This is a genomic window from Flavobacterium sp. (assembly GCF_965262375.1).
In the GTDB taxonomy this organism is placed as follows: Bacteria; Bacteroidota; Bacteroidia; order Flavobacteriales; family Flavobacteriaceae; genus Flavobacterium.
In genome coordinates this window covers 533,281-554,526 of sequence record NZ_OZ253527.1, presented here as the reverse complement: position 1 = coordinate 554,526, position 21,246 = coordinate 533,281, and the positions used below count along the sequence as shown (strand labels likewise).

Genomic DNA, 21,246 nt, shown 5'->3' with positions numbered 1-21,246 from the left:
AGAATTATGATTAAAAATATAAAATGGGTTTTGTTAGCTTCATTTGCTTTTATGGCATGTGATAAAGATTTGGAAGAAGAAGTAGTGGCTGATGTTCCTGTGACAGCGGGTGAGGCAAACTTTTCTAAATATGTAGCATTAGGAGATTCTTTTGGTGCTGGTTATAGTGATAAATCCTTGTTTGTTGCTGGGCAATTGAACTCGTATCCTGAACAAATGGCACGTCAATTCGCAGCAGCAGGTGGTGGAGTTTTTAAATCTCCACTTATGACCGATAATATTGGAGGTTTGTTAGCTGGAGGTGCGCAAATACCTGATTTTGATACAAGATTATATTTTGATTTTGCTACACAAGGTCCTTTGCCTGTGGGAGGGAAGATAGTTAATGATGTTTTTCCAGGAGTTGCTAATTTGGGGCCGTTTAATAATGTGAGTGTGCCTGGGGCGAAATCCTTTCATTTGACTTTTGCAGGTTATGGTAGTCCTGCGGGTTTAGCAACTAAAACCGCAAATCCTTATTATGTTAGATTTGCTACTTCACCTAGTACAACTATGTTAGCGGATGCTGCTTCGCAAAATCCTACTTTCTTTTCTTTGTGGATAGGCGGAAACGACGTTTTGAGTTTTGCTACCTCTGGTGGTGTTGGTGTAGATCAAACAGGTAATACAAATCCTTTAACTTATGGAGGTTATGATATTACAGATCCTAATGTCTTTGCAAATGTGTATAGTGGAATAGTAGACCAGATGACTAAAAACGGAGCAAAAGGTGTGGTGGCTAATTTGCCATATGTAAGTACATTGCCTTTGTTTACTACAGTTCCATTTAATCCAGTGCCTTTGGATGCTGCTAAAGTAGCATTGTTAAACGATGCATTTACGGGCACTCCTACTTCGCCAAAGTATAATTTAGCTTTGTTGTCAGCTGTTAAAAATGGTTTGATTACGCAAGCTGAAGCTAATATGAGAACAATTGTGTTTAAAGTTGGCCAAAATCCTGTGGTTATAGTTGATGAAAATCTTAAAGATTTATCGGCTTATGGTATCCCTTCTTATAGACAGACTACAAAAGATGATTTTATCTTATTGCCGTCTCGTACATTTATTGGGACAACTGTTGGTGGTAATCCATTGTTGATTAATGGTTTGTCAGTGCCTTTGGAAGACAAGTGGGTATTAACGTCGAAAGAGGCAGAGTTGGTTAAAAATGCTACTGATAAATACAATCAAACTATTCAGGCTGTAGCTAATGCTAAAGGCTTGGCTTTCTTTGATGCGAAAGCAGCTATGGATCAGCTTTTAGCGGGTAATGTGCGTTTTGGTGATTATAGTTTAACGGCGGACTATGTAAAAGGGGGAGCTTTTTCATTAGATGGAGTGCATCCAGGTGCAAGAGGTTATGCTTTTATTGCTAATAAAATGATCGAGGCTATCAATGCTAAATATAAATCTACAATTCGTATGATTGATATAGGTAAAAAACCTGCGTTGTATCCGCAAACAATTCCTGCTAATAATTATGTGAATTAATACATTTTTCACAACCTAACAAGACCGACTATTAGTCGGTTTTGTTGTTTTAAAGAGGTTTGGAGCTTAAGAATTAAAAAAACCAAAATTTTGTATTGGAATTCACAATATTAAAATTATCTTTGCACTCTGAAAAAACACAGCGTTTTTTATAACTAAATAGCTATTTAATAAATACATAAGTATGTCTAAGGTAATAGGAAAAGTTGCGCAAATCATTGGTCCCGTAGTAGACGTGGTTTTCAATGCTGCAGAAGTTGAACTTCCAAAAATTTACGATTCATTAGAAATCACTAACCAAGATGGTACAAAACTTGTTCTTGAAGTACAATCACACATCGGAGAAAACACAGTACGTACTATCTCTATGGATTCTACTGACGGTTTAAGCCGTGGTGTTGATGTAGTAGCTACTGGAGCTCCTATTCAAATGCCTATCGGTGGAGATATCTATGGTCGTTTGTTCAATGTAGTAGGTGACGCAATTGATGGTTTAGGTGATTTGCCTAAAGAAGGTGCTAACGGATTGCCCATCCACAGACAAGCTCCTAAATTCGAAGATTTATCAACTTCATCGGAAGTTTTATTTACAGGTATTAAAGTAATCGACTTAATTGAGCCTTATGCAAAAGGAGGTAAAATTGGATTATTCGGTGGTGCTGGTGTAGGTAAAACAGTATTAATCCAGGAGTTGATTAACAATATTGCTAAAGGTCACGGTGGTCTTTCTGTATTCGCAGGAGTAGGGGAAAGAACACGTGAAGGAAATGACTTATTACGTGAGATGTTAGAATCAGGGATTATCAAATATGGTGATGATTTCATGCACTCTATGGAAAATGGAGGATGGGACTTGACTAAAGTTGATAAAGCTGGAATGAGAGATTCTAAAGCTACTTTCGTATTCGGTCAGATGAACGAACCACCAGGAGCTCGTGCTCGTGTGGCATTATCAGGTTTATCTATTGCTGAGTACTTCCGTGATGGAGCTGGTACTGACCAAGGAAAAGACGTACTTTTCTTCGTTGATAACATCTTCCGTTTTACTCAAGCGGGTTCTGAGGTATCTGCGTTATTAGGTCGTATGCCTTCTGCGGTAGGTTACCAACCAACGTTAGCAACTGAGATGGGTGCTATGCAAGAGCGTATTACATCTACTAAAAAAGGTTCAATTACTTCAGTACAAGCAGTATATGTACCTGCGGATGACTTAACTGACCCAGCGCCAGCTACAACTTTCGCGCACTTAGATGCAACTACGGTATTATCTCGTAAAATTGCCGAGTTAGGTATTTATCCAGCGGTAGACCCATTAGATTCTACTTCTCGTATCTTATCTCCAGAAGTTTTAGGTGCTGACCACTACAACTGTGCTCAAAGAGTAAAAGAAATTTTACAAAAATATAAGCAATTACAAGATATCATCGCTATCTTAGGTATGGAAGAATTATCTGAAGAAGATAAATTAGCGGTATCACGTGCTCGTCGTGTACAACGTTTCTTATCGCAACCATTCCACGTAGCAGAACAGTTTACAGGTATCCCTGGGGTGTTAGTAGATATCAAAGATACTATCAAAGGTTTCAACATGATTATCGACGGTGAGTTAGACCACTTACCTGAAGCTGCTTTCAACTTGAAAGGTACCATCGAAGATGTTATCGAAGCAGGTCAAAAAATGTTAGCTGAAGCGTAAAATAGTAACTAGTGATTAGTGAAAAGTAATTAGCTTGTTTTTTATATTAACTATTTACTATTTACTATTTACTAATAACTCAAAAAGTTATGATTGTAGAAATAGTATCACCAGAAGCTACATTATTCAAAGGAGAAGTTACTTCGGTAGCGGTTCCTGGAGTAAATGGCGAGTTCCAAATGTTAAACAACCACGCACCTATAGTGTCGTTGTTAGGAAAAGGTAACGTGAAAATTGAAGGTTCGAATATTAAAATTGCTAAAGAATTTGTAAGCAAGTTTAATAAAGTTAATGAACAAACATTTTGGTTGCCTATCAATTCTGGAACTATCGAAATGAATGATAATAAAATTATTGTTTTAGTGGACTAAAACAGTAAGAAATATTAAGAAAGCCAAACAGCAATGTTTGGCTTTTTTTGTTATTTTAGTTCCCTCAAATCGTATCATTATGAAGGCAAAATTTTTTGTATGGATGACCGTTCTCGGTTTTTGGATGAATGCTTTGCAAGCGCAAGGATGTACTTTGATCTTGACAAATGTAAAAACGAATAAGAAAATCAATATATGTGTGCCCATCGACCCTGATAAGGTGGAAGCTATTTTGGGCAAAGCCATTACTTTAGATAAAGAAATTCAAGAGAAAGGTGAGCCAGCCGTATTTTCATTTACTTACGACGGATTAACCATGCTCATGCAGGACAATCGATTTAAAAATGTGACGATTACCAATAAAAAATGGAAATTGAACGGATTTACCATTGGTACTTTGTTTGAAGATATCGAAGCCAAACATGAACAAATTAAAAAGATTTATTTTGCCGACTTCAAATTCAAAATTAAAGAGAGTAATGGGTTTTTGTTTATCGATGTGGATAAATTGAAGAATGTGAAACGTATAGGGGTGGAGTTTTAATGTCTGTGAATTTACCAAATAGCTTATTAGAAAAGCTTGAAGTACGTCAGCAAAACAACGCCTTACGCACTTTACCTGTTTATCAAGACCGAATCGATTTTTCTTCAAACGATTATTTAGGTTTTGCTCAATCTGAAGCTATTTTTGATGCTACGCATACGTTTTTAGTTGAAAATGGGTTTAAACTAAATGGGGCTACCGGTTCGCGTTTAATTTCGGGGAATCATGCCTTGTACGAAAAAGCAGAACACTGTATAGCGCAATTTCATCAAGCTGAATCTGCTTTATTGTTTAACTCGGGTTATGATGCCAATGTCGGTTTTTTTAGCTGTGTACCCCAGCGCAATGACGTTATTTTGTATGACGAATTGTGTCATGCTTCTATTCGTGATGGGATTCAATTAGGACACGCCAAATCTTATAAGTTTCAGCATAATGATGTGGAAGATTTGGAGCGTTTGCTTTTGAAGTTTACCGACCAACATCCAACACCCCTCACCTCTCATCCTTCATCCCTCTATATCGTTATTGAATCGGTTTACTCTATGGATGGCGATTCGCCTCCTTTAGAAGAATTGACTCATCTATGTGAGCAGTATGGCTGTTATTTGGTGGTTGACGAGGCGCATGCTTTAGGTGTTTTTGGCGAAAAAGGAGAGGGTTTGGTGCAAAGTTTAGGCCTGCAGGATAAAGTATTTGCCCGAATTATGACCTTTGGAAAAGGGTTGGGTTGTCATGGAGCTGTTATTTTGGGTAGTGGCTTGTTGCAATCGTATTTGGTGAATTTCGCCCGTAGTTTTATTTATACCACAGGGCTTTCTCCGCATGCGGTGGCGACTATTTTAATAGCTTATCAGTATTTAGAACAATCTACCCAAGCTATGGAATTGTTGAAAGCCAATATTATTCAATTCAATCAATGTAAGCAACTTTTAGGGTTAAAACCACTATTTGTGTACAGCAAATCCGCCATTCAATGTGCCATTGTTTCGGGTAATGAGAAAGTAAAAACTATTGCTCAGCAATTGCAAGCAAAAGGTTTTGAGGTGAAACCTATTTTATCACCTACAGTGCCTGAAGGGCAGGAACGTTTACGTTTTTGTTTGCATGCCTACAATACGCCTGAGCAAATAGCTGTAGTTTTGGAATCTTTAATGCAATTAATCCTATAATTTTATGAATGCTACATTCAAACAAGTGGCTTCGTTTCAGTTTTCTTCTGAAGCGATTATCGTTAAAGGTAAATTAGAATCAGAACAAATTCCTGTTTTATGTTTGATAATTACACCATTGATACCGACCCGATGGTGAGTCATGCCATAGGAGGTGTTAAATTGTTTGTTAAAACAGAAGATTTTGATAAGGCTGTGTTGGTTTTGGAATCCATCAATAAGTATGCAATGACAGATGATGGGAAAAATATTAGTTGTCCACAATGCCAAGGAAAAAAGGTAGATTATTACACTACGATTAAGGATATCAAATCCCTATTGAGTTTCCTTTTTTCTTTTCTGTTATTTATGTTGCCATTTTATACCAAAAGAAAATACAAGTGTACTGATTGTAGTTTTGAGTTTGATGTGCAATAAATTTTATCTTTCTGAAAAATCAATTTTATCTCGTTTAGAGAACTCTACGGCAATGATGATTATACTCTTTGATGTTTCTTCAATCAAGTAGTGAATGTGATAAGGGAATTATCTGATTTTATGTAACCTGACATTTTTATAAACAATGTCATCACCATAGGGATTTGTAGTGATATAGTTTTTACCTTCTTTAATACGACTAAGGAATGCTTTAGCTAAACTCTTAGAGATAGTTTTGTAGTAACTATTCGCTTTTGTCAAGTCATTTTTAACTTGTGGAAGCGCTACAATTTTATATCTCATTTTCTAAATCATCTAGAAGTTGGTCAAAATCGATTCTAGTTTTTGGATTTTGTTTTAAATAAGCTAAGCGCTCTTCTAAAAGTTGTTGAGTTGTTTCTGAGGGTTCTGAATAGTTTTCATTTGAAGGTAGAATGATAACTTCCACACGTTTGGCTCTAAAATCATCTGGAAGTATGACCTCGAATTTTTGGTCTTTTACATCAATAAATTGCCTGATTGCATCCATGATTTTTATTTTTTTGAATAAGTGATAATACAAATATAAATAAAAGATAGGTGTAGAAATGTTAAGGTGTATTTTTAAAATTTTTTCAATTTTCTTGTAACGTTTCTACATTTTGAATACTTACTTCTCAAACTAGCGTTACACAGTTATTGCGTTTATCCTAAAAGGTTTTGAAAATAAAAGAACAAGAATTTTTAGCCCGTATAGAAAATCATAAAGGAATCCTGCATAAGGTTTCCAAAATGTATATGGACAATCCTGACGACCAGCAGGATTTGTTCCAGGAAATTATCTATCAGCTTTGGAAAGCCTATGATAGTTTTAAAGGCGAAAGTCAGTTTTCGACATGGATGTATCGTGTGGCTATCAATACGGCTATTGTTTTTTTAAAGAAGGAGAAACGCAAAGTGGATACGCATGAAATTGCTTCTGAAAATATCAAAGATGAAGACGAGGATTCGCTTGTCAAAGAAAGTCAACTGGACCATTTTTATCGCGCCGTGCAAAAGCTGGATAAAATTGATAAAGCGATTATTTTTTACCAATTGGAAGGCTATTCACATAAAGAAATTGGTGAAAATTTAGGGATTTCAGAAGGGAATGCTCGAGTGAAATTGAACCGAGCGAAGGAAAAATTAAAAGAAATTATTAAAAATCAAGGTTATGGATTTTAACGATATTGAAAAAGCTTGGAAAAACGAAAAGACGCCCGAAATGGCTCTTCCTTCCAACTTAGACAAACTAGCAAGTGTCAATATGCCATTGGATAAAATCAGAAAAAATTTGAAAAATGAGTTAATCCTGCAAGCGATTTCTGTGGGTATTATTGGAGGCTTGCCTTTTTTATATCGTTTTTCAGGCGATTTAAAGGCTGTGTTTTATATGTTGTTTTTGCCTTTTGTGGCAATTTGTAGCTATTTTTTAATCAAATTATACCAGTTTTATAAACGATTGCCCAAACAACAATTAAGTACAAAGGATAGTTTGTATGAAACGTATTATGATATTTTATTGAATATCCAGTTGTATAAATCTTTTACCTATTCGCTGGTGCCCTTTGCGTTGGTTTTTGTAGGCATGATAATGTTGCATGACTTTCAAGGGGTGCTTACAGATTTTTTTAATCCAGAAAAAAATAGAAAAGCCATTGGTTTTGCAGTTGGTTTTTTTATTGGGATGACCGCAAGTATCGGTTTTGTTACAGAATGGTGGGTCCATAAATTTTATGGTAAATACGCTAAAGAAATTCGAAAGGTCTTGGATGAATTGAAGGAGTAAAAAATCAAGAATTAAATTTATTTAGTGTTCTTTGTGATGGCTTCGGGTTCCTTGTGGTTAAATAAACCATAAAAGCGTTGTAAATTTCATCTTTTCTTACCGAACTTTGCCCAAAAAAGTTACCATGAAACTATTTATAACGGGTATAGGTACCGATGTTGGAAAAACAGTAGCCTCAGCTATTGTTACTGAAGCGTTGGAAGCAGACTATTGGAAACCTGTACAAGCAGGCGATTTAGATAATTCAGATACAGATAAAGTCAAGTCAAAGGTAAAAAATACAAAATCAAAATTCTTTGATAACGCGTATGCGCTTACAACGCCAGCCAGTCCGCATCTGTCTGCACTATTAGATAGTGTGACTATCGATTTAACTAAAATTGAGACTCCTCAAACGGATAATCATTTGGTAATAGAAGGGGCAGGAGGGTTGTTTGTCCCTCTAAACGACACTGATTGTGTTATTGACTTAATACAGCCTGATTATAAAGTTATCGTTGTTTCTCGTCATTATTTAGGAAGTATCAATCATACCTTACTGACCATTGAAGCCTTGAAAAATAGAAATCTAGATATTGCTGGAATTATTTTTTCTGGAGATGAATATCCTTCTACGGAGGATGTTATCCTGAATAAAACAGGGTTAAAAATGTTAGGTCGTATTGACAATGAACCCTATTTTGACCAAAATGTGATTAGCTATTACGCGGATAAATTCCGTGAGAATCTTTTAAATTTACAAGGAGAATAGAGTAAAGATAGATAGTTAAAGATAGATAGTTAAAGACAGATAGATAAAAGACGGATAGATAAAAGATATAAGCAGATGTCTATCATCCATCATCCATCATCCGTCATCCGTCATCCGTCATCCATCATCCATCATCCATCATCCATTCTCTTCTAAAAACATAATTATGAATACTAAACAAATTTCCCCTTTGGGGGTTAGGGGGCTGTTATCAGAAAAAGACAAAAAATACAACTGGCATCCCTATACCCAACATCAAACAGTAAATGACTTTCCAGCCATTGTAAAAGGGAAAGACGCATTATTGTGGGATGAAAATGACAAGGAATATATTGATGCGATTGCTTCGTGGTGGGTCAATCCGTTTGGACATTCGAATACTTTTATAGCGGATGCGATTTACAAACAGCTTACAACATTAGAGCACGTGTTGTTTGGTGGTTTTACCCATGATAAAGCGGTTGCTTTAGCGGAGAAATTGGTCACTATTTTGCCCTCGAATCAAAAGAAGTTTTTTTATTCTGACAATGGTTCCACGGCGGTTGAAGTAGCCATTAAAGCATCGTTTCAGTATTTTTATAACAAAGGAATTAAAAAAAATACCATCATTGCATTTGAAGATGCTTTTCACGGCGACACCTTTGGTGCCATGGCAGTGAGTGGGGTTGGGTTGTTTACGCAAGCTTTTCAAGATGATTTGATTACGGTCATTCGTATTCCAGTGCCTGTAGAAGGCAAAGAAGGAGAAAGTTTAGAAGCACTGCGCAAGGCCATTCAAAATGAAAAAGTAGCCGCTTTTATTTTTGAACCTTTGGTGCTGGGTGCTGCGGGGATGGTGATGTATGAGCCTGAAATTTTAAATCAACTCCTTGCAATTTGTAAAGAAAATAACATTTTTACTATTGCTGATGAAGTCATGACGGGTTTTGGAAAAACGGGCAAGTATTTTGCTTGTGATTATCTGACGCAACAACCTGATATGATGTGTCTTTCGAAAGCCTTGACAGGTGGAACGATTCCGATGGCTATCACTTCGTTTACCGATGCTGTTTTTGAAGGATTCAAGAGTGAAAATATTAATCATGCATTTTTTCATGGGCATACTTTTACGGCCAATCCCACGGGTTGTGCGGCCGCTTTGGCAAGTATTGAATTGATGGAGCAAGCGGAGACCAATGAAAACATAAAACGTATTCACGAAGCACACCTTGCTTTTCAAGCTAGAATTGAAAAGCATCCCAAAGTAAAAGCTACTCGTTTGCGTGGGGTGATTTTTGCATTGGAAGTAGTTACTAACGGGGAAACTTCGTATTACGGTTCTATTCGGAATAAACTATATAATTTTTTTATTGAAAATGGTGTTATCCTCCGCCCTGTAGGGAATATTGTTTACATTTTGCCGCCTTATATCATTACCGATTCGCAATTGAAAAAAATCTATCAAACAATAGAAAACGCCTTGGAAATTGTGTAATAAACTTGCGGTCTCGATAAAACTTTGCGAACTTTGCAGTCCCAAAAAAGAACGGACTGCATTGCTTTTCGCTATTACGTATGAAAGAAAAAATTGCCATTACCTCGTTAGTTACCCTGTCAGCTTTAGGAAATCAACCTGAAGAAATTTGGCAAAACTATTTGTCGGATAAGACTTTTATTACGAAAAGACGAATGAATAATGCCGATGAATACGTTGCTCCATTGTCTTTAAAATCTAAAGCTTTATTGGAGGAGTTGCGTCTTTCAGAACAAAAATACAAACCATTAGACGAAACCGTTTTGATGGCTATTTTGTCCTCTAGAGTAGCGGTAGAAAAAGCAGGCTGGGGAGCTGGGACTGATTTTGGAATTAATATAGGCTCTTCACGAGGCGCTACGCAAATTTTTGAATCTGCTCATAAAACCTTTTTAGAGACAGGGAAAACTCCAACCTTAACTTCGCCAACTTCTACTTTGGGAAATATTTCCTCTTGGGCGGCACATGATTTGAAAAATACAGGCTTGGCTATTTCACATTCCATTACCTGTTCGACTGCTTTACATTCTTTGTTAAATGCGGTGGCATGGTTGCAAGCGGATATGGCTGATAAATTTTTGATAGGAGGAAGTGAAGCACCTCTTACCGACTTTACACTAGCACAAATGAATGCTCTCAAAATCTATTCAAAAGAGCAAGGGGCTTATCCGTGTCGTGCTTTTGATTTTGAAAAGAAAAAAAATAGCATGGTGTTGGGTGAAGGAGTTGCAGTGGCATGTTTAGAAAAAGGGAATCCTAAAAACACGCTTGCTTTTATTGAAGGTGTGGGGTATGCCACCGATGAATTGCAGCATAATATTTCTATTTCCGAAGAAGCGATTTGTTTTCAAAAATCCATGCAAATGGCGTTAAAAAATACAAATCCAGCGGAAGTAGATGTTATAGTGATGCATGCACCTGGAACGTTAAAAGGGGATACTTCGGAGTATAAAGCCATTCAAAAAGTTTTTAGTGAAAAAGTACCCATGCTAACGACAAATAAGTGGAAAATGGGACACACTTTTGGTGCTTCGGGTTTGTTGAGTGTTGAATTAGCGGTATTGATGATGCAGCACCAGCAATTTATAGGAATTCCTTATTTAAAAATACCCAATCAAAAAATGCAGATTAAAAAAGTAATGGTCAATGCCGTAGGTTTTGGAGGTAATGCGGTGAGTGTGCTTTTGTCGGTGTAACTTACTCGTTTTCCATTTTTCCCAATTCCTCTAATTTGTCAAAAATGAAATGACTCTCGTAGCCTTTTCGGTATAGAAAGTCACAAAACTTCTTCTTTTTCTTTTGTGGATTACTTTCTTTGATGCTGTTCCATTCCTTTTCTGCCAATTCATGAAAGTTTTTTTGGTAGTCCTTTTCTGTTATTTCTTTCAATGCTGTTTCAATATTGAATTTGGAAATCTGTCTAAATTTCAATTCGTTAGTGATACGTAACCGACCCCATTTTTTGATGTTATGTTTGCCTCTAGCGAAGGTACAAGCAAAACGTTCCTCGTTCACAAAGTTGTGTTCTATGAGATAAACTAAATAAGCGTCAATTTCATCCGAAGGTACTTTAAGTGCAATTAGTTTCGATTTAACTTCTTCGTGACAGCGTTCTTGGTAAGCGCAGTAGTGTTCTATTTTAGAAATTGTACTAGGAATAAGCATGTTTGTATGGTATTGTATATCAGCTTTTTGTTAAAAAGTTTGGTCGCTAATTTTTAAATCTCTAAATTTAGTAAACCCTAAGTTTACAATTTACGAGGTTCAAATAACTAAAAAAACTGCTTATGAAAAAAATTTTATCTTTAGTAATTTTTATTCTTACTATTCAATCTACTTTGTATGGGCAGTGTAATCTTACATCAAATACAAATGCAAGTACATTGACCTGTGGAACGGCTCCGTTAACGGGTTGTGGCGGGATAGTATATGTTGGAGACGGTGTTACTCCTATGACATTATCTATGAATGCAAATTTAGATTTGACGTGTTTAGGTGCAATACGTTTTATAGTAAGAAATAATGCTGTTTTAGATTTTGCTCCTTTTAATGGTGCAAATTTTGATTTATCATTGGGTGCGGGTTCTTCAATTGAGTTTGAGTTAGGTGCAAATATCAATGGCGGTAATTCTGGAAGTTGTAGTAATTCAGATCGGATTACTATTGGAGGAGTAGTTATAGCAACTTGTCAAGGCGGTGGGACACCTTTGAGTTTTGTCGAACTAGTTGCGGCTGGAGGTTTTACTCCTTTTACAATTGTTGCTAGTCCAAGTTCAGGATGTAGTCCATTAGCTTCGACTATAACAGTGACACCAAACTCTCTTCTTTCAGGTGTTACTATAAATTCTGTTAAATGGTATACTGTTTCTACAGGTGGTACTGCTGTATATACTGATAGTACTTCTCCTTATTCGTATGCTTTAACTGGATTAATATCTACAACTACTTATTATGTAGAAATGGTTACTTCAACCTATACTACCGTTAGAATTCCAATAACAATAACTGTAAATGCCAATAACACAGCTGGCGCTGCTTCATCGAGCCCGTCAGTTTGTATCAGTACGGCTATCCCTACTATTACGCATGTAACTACAGGAGCTACGGGTATAGGGGTAGCTACGGGTTTACCTACAGGAGTTACGGCATCATGGGCTTCAAATACCATTTCAATTACAGGTACGCCAAGTGTAGCAGGTACTTTTAATTACAGCATACCTTTAACAGGCGGTTGTGGAAGTGTTTCGGCTACGGGGACAATAACGGTGAATAGTTTGCTAACAACACCAACGATTGGTGCAATTACACAGCCAAGCTGTGTTAATGCGACAGGTAGTGTTGTGTTGGCTGGTTTGCCATCTAGTGGAACTTGGACTATCAATCCTGGTGCGATTTCAGGTACAGGCACTTCAACGACTTTAACAGGATTAAATCCTAATACTTATAATTTTACGGTTACCAATGCCAATGGTTGTGTTTCATTACCTACTTCAAATTTGGTTTTAAATAGTGTATTAACAAATACTTGGAATGGTAGTGTGTGGAGTTTAGGAGCCCCGCCTACGATTACTCAAAGTGTTGTGATTGCAGGAAATTACAATACGAATTTAGGTAATTTTAGTAGTTGTAGTTTACTGATAAATCCAGGTGTTACAATAACAGTAAATAGCAACCAATACATTGAGGTTGACAATGGAATAGTAAACAATGGAACTTTGTTTGTAGATGATGATGGCTCGTTGATACAAAATAACAATGCCTCAGTTAACTCTGGTATAGGGACAAATACAATGGTGAGAAAACCGACTAACTTGCATCTATTTGATTATGTCTATTGGGCTTCTCCTTTGGTTTCTACCCCTTTTAGTATGATTCCAAATTCGAGATATTATGAATGGGTTCCTGATTTTGCTAACCCTGTTGGGTATGGATATGGAAATTGGGTTACGCCTTCAGGGTCAAATATGACCGTAGGGAAAGGTTATATTTTTAGAGTGCCAAGTAATTTGAATCAGGATGTAACTTTTACAGGTGGGCAATTCAATAATGGAGTGGTTACAGCAACAATTAAAAAAGGACCTTATACAGGTGTTTTCTTGCCCCCACCTGGGATAAATGGTCCTATTACGATTTATGATGATAATTATAATTTAATAGGAAATCCTTATCCTTCAGCTATAGATGCGATACAATTTGTAACCGATAATAGTGCCGTTCTGGAAGATGGTTCGGTGAGTTTGTGGAGACATTTAACGTCTATTTCAAATTCCAATTCTAGTCCTTACTATCAATCATTTTCATACAATTACTCGGCTAATGATTATGTTATTTATAATGCTTTAGGTTCAAATCCACCTGGCGCTTTTGACGGAAAAATTGCTTCGGGTCAAGGGTTTTTTATTGTAATGAAAGATAATAGTAGTGTGCCTTCTAGCTCTAGTGTAGTATTTAACAACGGGCAAAGAAGTAAAACATATGATAACAGCCAGTTTTATAAATCTACTAGAGATAATAAAGTTTCAGTTCCTGAAAAGCATCGTATTTGGTTAGATTTGGTGGATAGCTTTAAAATGGCTACGGGACAATTAATTGGTTATATAGATGGAGCCACTAGTGGGGTGGATTTTCTATACGATTCGAAAGAAAGTTTGGCAGAAGGTTTCAAATTCTATTCAATTTCAGGAAATGATATTTTTAATATCCAAGGAAAAGGGTTGCCTTTTAATAACGATGATCAAGTAAAACTGGGATTAATAGTGCCTAAAGATGGGAATTATACTATAGCTATTAATGCTGTGGATGGTCGATTCTTGCAAAATGAAAATAAAATTTATCTAGAAGATAAGAAGATGGGTATTATTCATGATTTAAAACTTGCTCCTTATACTTTTACAATCAATAAAGGAAATACAGTTGATCGATTTGTGCTGCGCTATACTAACAATAAACTTGACATTGCAACAGGAAATAAAGTTTCAAATGTTTTGAAGGTTTTAAGAGATCAAAATACTATAGAACTTGTTTCGGAACAATTGGGAATTAAAAAAGTGCTTGTTTATAATTTATTAGGTCAATCGGTTTATAAAAATGAAAAAGTAGAAGCTAAAAATTGTAAAATTCAAACCTCTGATTTGCAAGATCAGATGTTGATTATAAAAGGAGAATATGAAGACGGAACCAGTTTTGTTCGAAAAATTGAACGTTAATATATTTTTTTAATTTGATAAAATATAGCTGTTTTTTAGATTTTTATTGTTCATTCGGTAACAAAAATATGTTTTGAGTAAATCATAATGATAATTTAATAATTACAAGGTATAGCTTGTAGAAAAAATTCTATAAATTTGGACGCTTTTCTGGAATTTAAATCATTGATTTTCAGAAAGGCGTTAAATTTTATAGTATGAAGATAAAATTAATGTTACTTGGGTTATTAGTAAGTGTTGTAACTTTTGGGCAAACTACTATTGCAAGTCAAAGTTTTGAAACAGTTCCATCATCACCGAATTGGGCTTATACAAAAAATGGAGGGACTGTGTCAACTACAAATACAGGAACTCCAACAAACCAGAGAATTCGAACAGGAGCTAAATCATTGCAGTTTAACAGTGAATCTGGTGACATTACGTTCAATGATATTTCGGTTTCTTCTTATAGTTCAATTAAGATCACCTTGAGAATTTCAAGTATATCGGGGAATAGTGCTAATGGTGCAGATGGAGGTGATTATTTGAGAGTTTTTACTAAATTAAATAATGATTCCTTTAAAGTTAATTCAGAAGCTAACTCAGAAATTACCGTAAAAGGGGATACTAATGCTAGATGGGGTTTTAATGCTTCAGGAGTTACCACCACAGCAGGAGTTAATACGGTTGTATCAGGAACATCAGGTACTAATCAAGGAACTGTTTATTCAACTCTGACCATAAATATACCAGATGGTACATCTAAAGTAGGACTTAGAATTAATGCCCTTAATGATGCTAGTAATGAGTTTTGGTGTTTAGATGATATTGAAATTACGGGACAAACTTGTTCAACTTACCCAACAGACCCAGTGGGTTCAATCACTGTTTCTGCAAATCCTGCCTGTGGATCTGCTACCCTAACGTATCCTTCAGGTTATTATTGGCAAACATCAGCCACAGGAGTTAGTACTTCCTACCCAACTTCTTCAAACTATACCGTTTCAACTACAGGTACTTATTATGTTAGAAACTATAACGGGACTTGTTGGAGTACAAACGCTTTGAGCTCAGGAGTTGTTGCAATTAATGAGTCAGCATCAATTAGTATTCAACCTTCAAATATTAGTGTTAGTAATGGAGGAAACACAATAGTTACAGTTGTTGCATCAAATGCTTCTTCATACCAATGGCAATTAGATACAGGTACGGGGTTTGTAGATTTATCAGAGGGTGGAATGTATTCAAATACAACTTCAGCAAGTTTATCAATTACAGGTGCTACTATAGGTATGAATGGTAATAAATATAGGTGTTTAATAATATCTAATGCTCCTTGTGGCTCAGTTATTTCAAATGAAATGGAACTTACTGTTACGAATATAACGACTACTGTTTTCAAACCTGGTGAATTGCTTTTTGTTGGTTTCGATGCTACAGCTGAATGTGTTTCAGGTTCAGCCATGGATAAATTTTATTTAACCTCTTTGGTTGATATTAAACCAGGAACAGAATTTTCAATTATAAATTCAAGGTATGAAGCAGGAGCTGGTGCAAATATTAGGACAAATAAATGGTATGGAGGAGCTGATGATCCGTTTCAAGATCTAGGAATTTTGACTTTTATATGGAATGGTTCTAGTAATATCCCCGCAGGATCTATCATTTCATTCAATGTAAAAGCATTCACAATATCAGATATTAGTATCAATAATATTATAACAAATAGTTTTTCAACAAGTACAAATTCAAATCAATGTAATATTTCATCTTCAGATTCTGATCAAATTTATATAGTCCAAGGTAATTTTACAGCATATGGAACCGTTGGTTCTAATCGTTATAATTTACTGAATGGGAAAGTGCTTTTTGGATTGACGAATGGTATTTCATGGGTTCCCTTTACAAGTGCTGTTTCAGGTGGTGCTACAAGAGAATCAAGATTGCCTGAAGATTTGCAGTGTTTTAATATCGAGTTAACCTCGATGGATGGTGTACGTTATTATAAAAACTCGGCTATTCATAATGGTTCGAAGAATGCAATACTTGGGGCAATAATGAATAGTTCAAATTGGGATACGCCAGTTAATGATGAATGTTTGAATATTACAGAAGATTTTACATCACCTTATACTAATATCGCAATTGGTAAACTGTTTGTTATTACTAATGGTAATCCTGATGGTTATTGGACTGGGAATGATGATACAAATTGGTTTAATTGTAAAAACTGGGAAGGGCTATATGTTCCTACCGAAAGTACTGATGTAACTCTTACTGATAAATCGAAAGAGCCTTCCATTGGAAGTGCAACTACAAAATATCCGAACGGAGCTTATGCTAAGAATTTACTAATTGAAACAGGTTCTACTTTGAAAATGAACAATTCGTCGAGCAGACTTCATTTGTATGGTAACTGGACTAATAATGCTGGGAACTCAGCTTTTTCAGAAGGGAACGGAACTGTTTATTTTGAAGGCACAAGTTTGCAAGTTATTAATAATGTATCTCCAGAAGGAACTGAAGTTTTCAATAATGTCATTCTGAACAATAATTTCAATACTTCCGTTTCTAATGATTTGCAGGCTAATGGCGACTTAACTTTAGCGACTAATAAAACCTTAACTATTGCTTCTAACGATTATGTGCAAGTAGCTAAAAATGTAACAAACAATGGTAGTGTTGTCATTGAGGACAATGGGTCATTAGTGCAAACAGATGATTCGGGAACTTACTCAGGTGCTGGGTCTAATTCAATGTCTAGAAAACCAACTAATTTGCACACATTTGATTATGTGTATTGGACATCCCCTCAAGTTACTACCTCATTTGCCACTATTCCGAATTCAAGATTTTATGAATGGAAACCAGATCATTTTAATGGGAATGGGTATGGGTATGGAAACTGGTTTGTACCTACAGGAACAAATTTTAGTCCAGGAACGGGTTACATATTTAGAGTGCCGAGTAGTTTAAATCAGGACGTGAACTTTTCGGGAAGCCTATTCAATAATGGCGTTGTTAATGTAACTATAAAAAAAGGAGGATATACTCTTTTAGTGCCTCCACCACCAGGTATAAATGCGCCAATTAATCGTTTTGATGATAACTGGAATTTAGTTGGGAATCCGTATCCTTCAGCAATTGATGCTGTTGAGTTTCTGACGGATAATGCAGCTGTATTAGAAAATGGATCAGTCTGTTTATGGAGGCATATCAATACTATAAGTAATGCTAATCCCAGTCCTTATTATCAAACATTTGGATATAATTATTCAGGGGACGATTATGTAACATATAATGGTACAGGGGCAGTTCCTTATGGTAAATTTGATGGAAAAATTGCTGCAGGACAAGCCTTTTTTGTAACCATGAAAGACGATGTCTCTGTTCCTACAACGGCTACCATGCAGTTTAATAATTCCCAACGCTCAAAAGCACATAATAATAGCCAATTCTTTAAGACGAGTAGTAATGAGAAACATAGAATATGGTTAGATTTGATAGATTCTTCTAAAAATGCTACAGGTCAATTGGTGGGGTATATAAGCAACGCTACGAATGAAGATGATTTTATTTTTGAATCAAAAACGAGTTTGCAATCTGGTTTTTCATTTTATTCCTTGATAGATAATACAGCTTATTCAATCCAAGGGCGTCAATTACCTTTTGATGAAAATGATAATGTGCCATTAGGAATGATTGTACCTGCTGAGGGTAAATATAGCATTGCTATTGCAAATGTAGATGGTCGATTTACAGATCGCTCACAAGCGATTTATCTTGAGGATAAAAATACAGCTGTTCTGTATGATCTTACTAAAGCACCGTATGAGTTTACTGTAAGCAAAGGAATTACAAACAATCGTTTTGTTTTGCGTTATACTGATAAAAAATTATCAAATACTGCTGTTAATATGGAAGATAATGAGGTAGCAGTATTTGTTTCGCAAGATGTGATAAAAATAGATGCCAATGAAAATACCATTACAGAAATAGATGTTTATAATGTGCTTGGTCAAAAACTCTATGGTCAAAAAATTAGTAACTTGAGGCAATTACAAATTAACACGATTACTAAAAATAATCAAGGGTTGATTGTAAAAGGAACCCTCGAAAATGGGAAAACCTTTACTAGAAAAATTATTTTTTAATTCATAAAAGAGCCTCAGTTTTTCTGAGGCTTTTTTGTATCAATTGTAGTTTGTTTTTTCTTAAAATGGATCATCGATTTCTATAGTTTTTCTAATAATTCCTGTGCTTTTGTATAATCTTCCTGATCTTCTTTAATTTGAAGTAAATAGTTTTTACAATCTTCTAAATGGTTTTGTTTTAATTGCGATAAAGCTAAATACCAAGTGGCTTTGTCTTTATAAATTGAACTGCCTTTTTGTAAAAATTTAAGTTCGTTTTCGGCATCCGTATATTGATTGTTTTCTATAAGCGTTATGGCATAATAAAAATGGATTTCAGGTGTTTTTTGTGAACTTAAAATCTGTCTGAAAATGCCTTCCGCTTTTTTGTAATCTTTTGTATTGAATGCTTTTTCGGCATTTTTAAACAAAATATTGCTTCCCCCTCTTTCAGTAAAACTAGCCATTTCATGCTGGTCATAATCGGTATAGTTAGGGTTTTCATGTTGCATTAAAAACCAAATCCCGACTGCGAAAACTACCGAAGCTGCCATAGCTAACCAAGGGCGTAAAGTAATAATTCTTGGAGCTTTTTTCGAAACTGTTGGAGAATGTTGTTGGGCTATAGCACGTAAATTTGCTTTGAAAGCCAGAGTATCTGGGCTGTTTGTGGTTTGCAAATAAGCTTGTGTTTCTTGATACAAGTTAAATGCCGTAGCAAAATCAGCATCTTGAGTTACTCGTGTTTCAAATTGATCTTTTGCAACTGTATCTAATTCGTTATTCAAATATTGATCAAATAACAAGTACATCGATTCTTTCATGGCATTACGATTTTAAAAGTTTGTACTTAGCCGATTGTTGAATCATTTCTGTAAGTTGTCCTGTGCATAATGATTTTTTCTTGCGAACATATGCATAACTCACGTTGAGCATTTCGGCTACTTTTTCCATAGAGGGAATTGAGAAACTTAATTGCAGGACTTCGCGACATTTTTCGCCCAATTGCTGAAACATTTCGTCAAACAATTGGCGTTTTTGGTCAAAAAGGGTTGCTTGTTCCACCATTTCCAATAGGTTTTCATCTTTAAATACAAACTCTTCTGTATTTGTTACCCCTGTACGTGTATTTTTTTTGAGCTCGTTAAGCCATTTTCTTTTGCAAAGCAAAAAGAAAAAAGCATCAAATGGACAAGTGAGTTCAAAATCAGGTTTCTGTGCCATGTGATACAAACTAATCAACACTTCTTGAACCACATCTTGTGCTTGGTCTTCATCACCAGAATTGTTCTTTATATAATAAATAACTTTTGGGACAAAATTCTTGTATATCGCATTGATTATGGCAGAATCATTCGTTGCCAAACCTTTGATGTATCTATAATCTTCATGCATCATAAAAATTTTTTTCAAAAAATGAGGTAACATTATTTCATAGAAGTTGATATAACTATAAATCAGCTTTTTCAATTCAAGTGTAAGTTACCATTAAAAAATAAATTGACAAAACGGGGTAACAAAAAGAAAAGGGAGTTGATATAGTAAAAAAGAGAATTAATAAACAAGAACTTTAAAATTTAGAAATCATGAAAACTCAAATTAAAATTTTAGGATTGGCATTCGTAGCAAGTATATTGTATGTAAGTTGTAGTACTGATGATGTGGTAACGGATATACCGCTAACGCCTCCATCAGCGCAAGAAATGAAAGATTTACGCGCTGCTGCATTGTCTAAACATTCACAGGTTTTTACCCTTTCAGCTCTTGATAGTATCAAGCAGTTTACCTCTCCCAAAGGCGTTAAGTTTACGATAAAAAGAAATAATTTACGCCTAAATGGAAATCCTGTTACAGGTGATGTAACTATAGATTATGCCGAAATTTTTGATGGTGGAAGTATGCTAACCACTCACAAAACAACTATGGGTGATTTAGGAGGTGGTGTAATGGGAATGATTATTTCTGGTGGTGAATTTTTCTTAAATGGAAAAGCCAATGGAAAACAGCTAGATTTAATAGCACCAGTTCCTTTCATTATTCCAGCAAATTTAACCGGACAAGCTGATCCTGCAATGCAACTTTGGAATGGAAATATTGATAATGACGGCAATATTGATTGGGTAAGAAAAGATGTGGCTAATGGCGCTGCGGGCGGTGTAAAAGTAGACGGACAAGGATCAAATGCTAATTATTTTGCTACTTTTTCGCAATTTGGCTGGACTAATGTAGATAAATTTTATAGCGATCCAAGACCCAAAACCACCATTCAAGCGACTGTGCCTTCGGGATACACTAATTCTAATTGTGCTATTTATTTGCACTATGATGGAGAACCTAACGGATTAGCTTTATTAGATACTTACAATTCGAGTACTGGAATTTTCAGCGAGCATTATGGTCAAATTCCTATAGGATTAGCTTGTCATATCATTTTTGCAACAGAAGAAAATGGGCAATGGCGTTATGCTATCAAGGCGGCAACCATTACAGCAAACGCTACTTATAGTTTTACTTTAGCAGAAACAACAGTCGTGAGTGAAGCTCAATTAGTATCGGCAATTAATGCACTACCATAATACCTATCGTTTTTAATTATTCTTGGAAAAAGCGGCTAGTTCTAGTTGCTT

At 35.6% G+C, this 21,246-nt stretch carries 18 protein-coding genes; 14 read left to right on the top strand and 4 right to left on the bottom strand.

Going from position 1 to position 21,246, the window contains the following annotated elements:
• Nucleotides 1-6 precede the first annotated feature (6 nt).
• The 6 genes from ACQY29_RS02590 to ACQY29_RS02565 all read left to right on the top strand — a co-directional run bounded on the left by ACQY29_RS02590 (nucleotide 7) and on the right by ACQY29_RS02565 (nucleotide 5,730).
• On the top strand, nucleotides 7-1,530 hold the full coding sequence (locus ACQY29_RS02590; protein ID WP_428223697.1) for an SGNH/GDSL hydrolase family protein: 1,524 nt from the start codon (nucleotides 7-9) through the stop codon (nucleotides 1,528-1,530).
• A 184-nt stretch (nucleotides 1,531-1,714) separates the two neighbouring features.
• On the top strand, nucleotides 1,715-3,226 hold the full coding sequence (atpD, locus tag ACQY29_RS02585) for a F0F1 ATP synthase subunit beta (RefSeq protein ID WP_428223696.1): 1,512 nt from the start codon (nucleotides 1,715-1,717) through the stop codon (nucleotides 3,224-3,226).
• Between the two features lie 89 nt (nucleotides 3,227-3,315).
• Entirely contained in the window at nucleotides 3,316-3,597 is a 282-nt protein-coding gene (locus ACQY29_RS02580; RefSeq protein WP_428223695.1) for a F0F1 ATP synthase subunit epsilon, read from the top strand.
• 79 nt (nucleotides 3,598-3,676) lie between these two features.
• On the top strand, nucleotides 3,677-4,141 hold the full coding sequence (locus ACQY29_RS02575; RefSeq protein ID WP_428223694.1) for a hypothetical protein: 465 nt from the start codon (nucleotides 3,677-3,679) through the stop codon (nucleotides 4,139-4,141).
• 5 nt (nucleotides 4,142-4,146) lie between these two features.
• On the top strand, nucleotides 4,147-5,313 hold the full coding sequence (locus tag ACQY29_RS02570; protein ID WP_428225859.1) for an aminotransferase class I/II-fold pyridoxal phosphate-dependent enzyme: 1,167 nt from the start codon (nucleotides 4,147-4,149) through the stop codon (nucleotides 5,311-5,313).
• Between the two features lie 99 nt (nucleotides 5,314-5,412).
• Nucleotides 5,413-5,730 (top strand): DUF2007 domain-containing protein, encoded by a 318-nt coding sequence (locus ACQY29_RS02565; RefSeq protein WP_428223693.1) that lies wholly within the window; start codon nucleotides 5,413-5,415, stop codon nucleotides 5,728-5,730.
• Nucleotides 5,731-6,022: 292 nt separating this feature from the next.
• On the opposite strand, the gene ACQY29_RS02560 is transcribed toward ACQY29_RS02565, so the two are convergent.
• Nucleotides 6,023-6,259, bottom strand: a complete 237-nt coding sequence (locus ACQY29_RS02560) for a hypothetical protein (RefSeq protein ID WP_428223692.1) — start codon at nucleotides 6,257-6,259, stop codon at nucleotides 6,023-6,025.
• Nucleotides 6,260-6,429: 170 nt separating this feature from the next.
• Here ACQY29_RS02560 and ACQY29_RS02555 point away from each other — a divergent pair, with 170 nt between their 5' ends.
• The 5 genes from ACQY29_RS02555 to ACQY29_RS02535 all read left to right on the top strand — a co-directional run bounded on the left by ACQY29_RS02555 (nucleotide 6,430) and on the right by ACQY29_RS02535 (nucleotide 10,997).
• On the top strand, nucleotides 6,430-6,933 hold the full coding sequence (locus tag ACQY29_RS02555; RefSeq protein WP_428223691.1) for an RNA polymerase sigma factor: 504 nt from the start codon (nucleotides 6,430-6,432) through the stop codon (nucleotides 6,931-6,933).
• The gene (locus ACQY29_RS02550; protein ID WP_428223690.1) at nucleotides 6,923-7,537 is read left to right on the top strand and encodes a hypothetical protein; all 615 of its coding nucleotides are present in this window, start codon (nucleotides 6,923-6,925) and stop codon (nucleotides 7,535-7,537) included. Before ACQY29_RS02555 ends, ACQY29_RS02550 begins: the two co-directional genes overlap by 11 nt.
• 124 nt (nucleotides 7,538-7,661) lie before the next feature.
• Nucleotides 7,662-8,288 (top strand): dethiobiotin synthase, encoded by a 627-nt coding sequence (gene bioD / locus ACQY29_RS02545; protein WP_428223689.1) that lies wholly within the window; start codon nucleotides 7,662-7,664, stop codon nucleotides 8,286-8,288.
• Nucleotides 8,289-8,454: 166 nt separating this feature from the next.
• Nucleotides 8,455-9,762 carry an adenosylmethionine--8-amino-7-oxononanoate transaminase gene (bioA, locus tag ACQY29_RS02540; protein ID WP_428223688.1) on the top strand — a complete coding sequence of 436 codons (1,308 nt, stop codon included), beginning with the start codon at nucleotides 8,455-8,457 and terminating at the stop codon, nucleotides 9,760-9,762.
• An 80-nt stretch (nucleotides 9,763-9,842) separates the two neighbouring features.
• Nucleotides 9,843-10,997, top strand: a complete 1,155-nt coding sequence (locus ACQY29_RS02535) for a beta-ketoacyl synthase N-terminal-like domain-containing protein (protein ID WP_428223687.1) — start codon at nucleotides 9,843-9,845, stop codon at nucleotides 10,995-10,997.
• Nucleotide 10,998: 1 nt separating this feature from the next.
• Here ACQY29_RS02535 and ACQY29_RS02530 read toward each other — a convergent pair whose 3' ends face one another.
• A complete protein-coding gene (locus tag ACQY29_RS02530) occupies nucleotides 10,999-11,466 on the bottom strand; it encodes a regulatory protein RecX (RefSeq protein WP_428223686.1) in 468 nt (155 codons plus the stop codon).
• Nucleotides 11,467-11,588: 122 nt separating this feature from the next.
• Between ACQY29_RS02530 and ACQY29_RS02525 the strand changes: the two genes are divergently transcribed.
• Nucleotides 11,589-14,507 carry a hypothetical protein gene (locus ACQY29_RS02525; protein WP_428223685.1) on the top strand — a complete coding sequence of 973 codons (2,919 nt, stop codon included), beginning with the start codon at nucleotides 11,589-11,591 and terminating at the stop codon, nucleotides 14,505-14,507.
• Nucleotides 14,508-14,704: 197 nt separating this feature from the next.
• Complete coding sequence (locus tag ACQY29_RS02520; RefSeq protein WP_428223684.1) at nucleotides 14,705-18,640, top strand: T9SS sorting signal type C domain-containing protein; 3,936 nt, start codon at nucleotides 14,705-14,707, stop codon at nucleotides 18,638-18,640.
• An 80-nt stretch (nucleotides 18,641-18,720) separates the two neighbouring features.
• Here the strand turns inward: ACQY29_RS02520 and ACQY29_RS02515 are convergent, their stop codons facing one another.
• Both ACQY29_RS02515 and ACQY29_RS02510 read right to left on the bottom strand, forming a co-directional pair.
• Nucleotides 18,721-19,443: a tetratricopeptide repeat protein gene (locus ACQY29_RS02515; protein ID WP_428223683.1), complete on the bottom strand. Its 723-nt coding sequence runs from the start codon at nucleotides 19,441-19,443 to the stop codon at nucleotides 18,721-18,723.
• Nucleotides 19,444-19,447: 4 nt separating this feature from the next.
• Nucleotides 19,448-20,017, bottom strand: coding sequence for an RNA polymerase sigma factor (locus tag ACQY29_RS02510; protein WP_428223682.1), 570 nt, complete (start codon nucleotides 20,015-20,017; stop codon nucleotides 19,448-19,450).
• Between the two features lie 188 nt (nucleotides 20,018-20,205).
• Here ACQY29_RS02510 and ACQY29_RS02505 point away from each other — a divergent pair, with 188 nt between their 5' ends.
• Complete coding sequence (locus ACQY29_RS02505) at nucleotides 20,206-21,195, top strand: hypothetical protein (RefSeq protein ID WP_428223681.1); 990 nt, start codon at nucleotides 20,206-20,208, stop codon at nucleotides 21,193-21,195.
• The last annotated feature ends 51 nt before the right edge of the window (nucleotides 21,196-21,246 follow it).

What these genes read in the sequence shown, in the direction of transcription:
- bioA (WP_428223688.1), top strand. Translation starts at nt 8,455, where the DNA reads ATGAATACTAAACAAATTTCCCCTTTGGGGGTTAGGGGGCTGTTATCA.
- ACQY29_RS02530 (WP_428223686.1), bottom strand. Translation starts at nt 11,466, where the DNA reads ATGCTTATTCCTAGTACAATTTCTAAAATAGAACACTACTGCGCTTAC.
- ACQY29_RS02550 (WP_428223690.1), top strand. Translation starts at nt 6,923, where the DNA reads ATGGATTTTAACGATATTGAAAAAGCTTGGAAAAACGAAAAGACGCCC.
- ACQY29_RS02505 (WP_428223681.1), top strand. Translation starts at nt 20,206, where the DNA reads ATGAAAACTCAAATTAAAATTTTAGGATTGGCATTCGTAGCAAGTATA.
- ACQY29_RS02580 (WP_428223695.1), top strand. Translation starts at nt 3,316, where the DNA reads ATGATTGTAGAAATAGTATCACCAGAAGCTACATTATTCAAAGGAGAA.
- ACQY29_RS02525 (WP_428223685.1), top strand. Translation starts at nt 11,589, where the DNA reads ATGAAAAAAATTTTATCTTTAGTAATTTTTATTCTTACTATTCAATCT.
- atpD (WP_428223696.1), top strand. Translation starts at nt 1,715, where the DNA reads ATGTCTAAGGTAATAGGAAAAGTTGCGCAAATCATTGGTCCCGTAGTA.
- ACQY29_RS02560 (WP_428223692.1), bottom strand. Translation starts at nt 6,259, where the DNA reads ATGGATGCAATCAGGCAATTTATTGATGTAAAAGACCAAAAATTCGAG.
- ACQY29_RS02590 (WP_428223697.1), top strand. Translation starts at nt 7, where the DNA reads ATGATTAAAAATATAAAATGGGTTTTGTTAGCTTCATTTGCTTTTATG.
- bioD (WP_428223689.1), top strand. Translation starts at nt 7,662, where the DNA reads ATGAAACTATTTATAACGGGTATAGGTACCGATGTTGGAAAAACAGTA.
- ACQY29_RS02535 (WP_428223687.1), top strand. Translation starts at nt 9,843, where the DNA reads ATGAAAGAAAAAATTGCCATTACCTCGTTAGTTACCCTGTCAGCTTTA.
- ACQY29_RS02520 (WP_428223684.1), top strand. Translation starts at nt 14,705, where the DNA reads ATGAAGATAAAATTAATGTTACTTGGGTTATTAGTAAGTGTTGTAACT.
- ACQY29_RS02510 (WP_428223682.1), bottom strand. Translation starts at nt 20,017, where the DNA reads ATGATGCATGAAGATTATAGATACATCAAAGGTTTGGCAACGAATGAT.
- ACQY29_RS02575 (WP_428223694.1), top strand. Translation starts at nt 3,677, where the DNA reads ATGAAGGCAAAATTTTTTGTATGGATGACCGTTCTCGGTTTTTGGATG.
- ACQY29_RS02515 (WP_428223683.1), bottom strand. Translation starts at nt 19,443, where the DNA reads ATGAAAGAATCGATGTACTTGTTATTTGATCAATATTTGAATAACGAA.
- ACQY29_RS02565 (WP_428223693.1), top strand. Translation starts at nt 5,413, where the DNA reads ATGTTTGATAATTACACCATTGATACCGACCCGATGGTGAGTCATGCC.